This window comes from Oleiphilus sp. HI0080, from assembly GCF_001635135.1.
Window position 1 is genome coordinate 1 of sequence record NZ_LWFU01000765.1, and the last position, 1,988, is coordinate 1,988.

Below are 1,988 nucleotides of genomic sequence, written 5' to 3' on the forward strand. Positions count from 1 at the left end.
CCGTCATCAGCTCGGCCATGTAGTTTAGGAATACAACGCGTTGGTTCAGGTCGGTCGCGATGACCGCATCCCCAATCGATTCTAGCGTAACATGAAGCAGCTCTTTCTGTTTTGATAGGGTCTCTTCCAGCTTTCTATGTTCAGATACATCCCAATTCACCCCCATCATGTTAGTGGGTGTGCCGTCTTCCGTGCGGTTTACGTGGGCTCGGCCCCGCAAATGGCTTATGCTGCCATCACGCTTGATAATGCGAAACTCGGTATCGAAGTCTTGTAAATTATTGATAGCCGCCGCAACTGCTTTTTCAGCTTGCGGTCGATCGTCTGGATGAAGGTGGCTTGCCCAAAGCTCATACGCTTCGTTGCCTTCCGAAGGAGAGAGGCCGTAGATCTTGTACATGGTCTCATCCCATGAAAGCACTCCCGTTTTCAGGTTGTACTCCCAAATGCCGATCTGTCCGCTTGAGGTTGCCAGCTTCATCCGTTGAAATACCGATAGCAGCTCTTCTTCGCGCGCTTTTCGTTCGGTGATGTCTTGAAACGCACCATACAGCAAGCGTGGCTTTTCTTGTTCGAACTCTGGTGACCCAACAGCTCTCACCCATATGCGCTCGCCGGATTGCGTGATCAGCGGTAATTCAAAATCCCAAGTGCTGCCATCGACCATCGCCTGATTAACGGCAGAAAGGACGATCGGACGCGCTTCAGGCGCGTAATAGTTGATCGCTTCATCCAGTGAGGGTGTTTGCCCTTGTTCCAAACCATGAATGCGAAGTGTTTCGTTTGACCAGTACAACTCGTTCGTTTGCAGGTCTAGCTCCCAAGTTCCAACACCTGAGAGTTCCTCTGAGCGGTCGAGAAGCGCTTTGGCATGGAGGGCATCTCGATGCAGCTGTTTTTGTTCGGTGATGTCCCATCGAATAGAAAAGAACAATCTTTCTTCATCGTTCTCTGCCGGCAGAGGCGCGACAACGCTGTCCACCCAATATAAGGATTTGTCTTTCGCGCGGTTACAGATTTCTCCCCGCCAAGTTTTACCGGAAAGAATGCATTCCCAAAATTCCTGAAAAAAAGCGGTCGGGTGGGTGTTTGAGTTCACTATGGCATGGTTTTTACCGATCAGCTCTTCTCTGGAATACTTGGATATTCTGCAAAACTCGTCGCTTACTGCGACGATCTTTCCATTTATGTCGGCGACAGAGACAATAAACTCTGAGCTGATAAGGTCAAAAAGACGATCTTTCGCAAGTTCAATAGGATGGCTTAAGTCGTGCTTGGCTTCGTCTCGCATAGTTACCTATCATCAGAATTCAACGCATACGAATGCTGGATTAACGTTAGTTGATTTTCCAATATTTCCAAGAAGAGAGATCGGCTTTTTTGGGTTTTTAAGTTGCCGCAAGTGCTGCCGAGCTTGGTGCGCTCATCGGGTAGTGCGGCGATTTTTGGCAGGAAAGTTGGGGGCGTTTGCCCCCTATAGGTATGATGCTGTTGATGGTTCTATTTGGAAGAGAGCCAGTCTATGACGGATTGACGTTCTTCATCCGTCATATGCGTCATGTTCGCCAGTGGCATATACCCAGACTGCGTTACTTCAATGAGTTTTTGCTTCATCGCGACAACCGTATCGAGTTCTTCAAGTACAACACCTGCTGGTGCGCCTGCAGCTTCAAACCCCGGCTGCGTTGGTTGTACTGCATGGCAGCTGGCGCAGCGAGCGGCAACGATTTCCATTGCCTTGGTATCACTGACGACCGTTGCATTTGTAGATGGAACAACCACTTTTTTGGTGTGCGCCATAACGCCCGCAAGTGCAACGAGTAAAAGCGCTGCAATGACAAGAATCATCGGTTTGAATTGACCGCGATGCCGCAAGTTGAAGAAATGACGCGCAAAGCCGGTAATAAACATAATCGCTGCCAATACCGCCCAGCCGTATTCGTGTGAATAGGTCATCGGGTAGTGGTTACTGATCATGATGAAGATCA

2 protein-coding genes are annotated in these 1,988 nt (G+C 49.2%); both read right to left on the minus strand.

Annotation, left to right across the window (positions count from 1 at the left end; all coding sequences use genetic code 11):
- A partial coding sequence (locus tag A3751_RS15950) for a PAS domain-containing protein (protein ID WP_156492538.1) occupies positions 1-1,291 on the minus strand: 1,291 nt, incomplete at its 3' end.
- 209 nt (positions 1,292-1,500) lie between these two features.
- On the minus strand, positions 1,501-1,988 hold a 488-nt coding region (locus A3751_RS15955), incomplete at its 5' end, for a urate hydroxylase PuuD (RefSeq protein ID WP_197466407.1).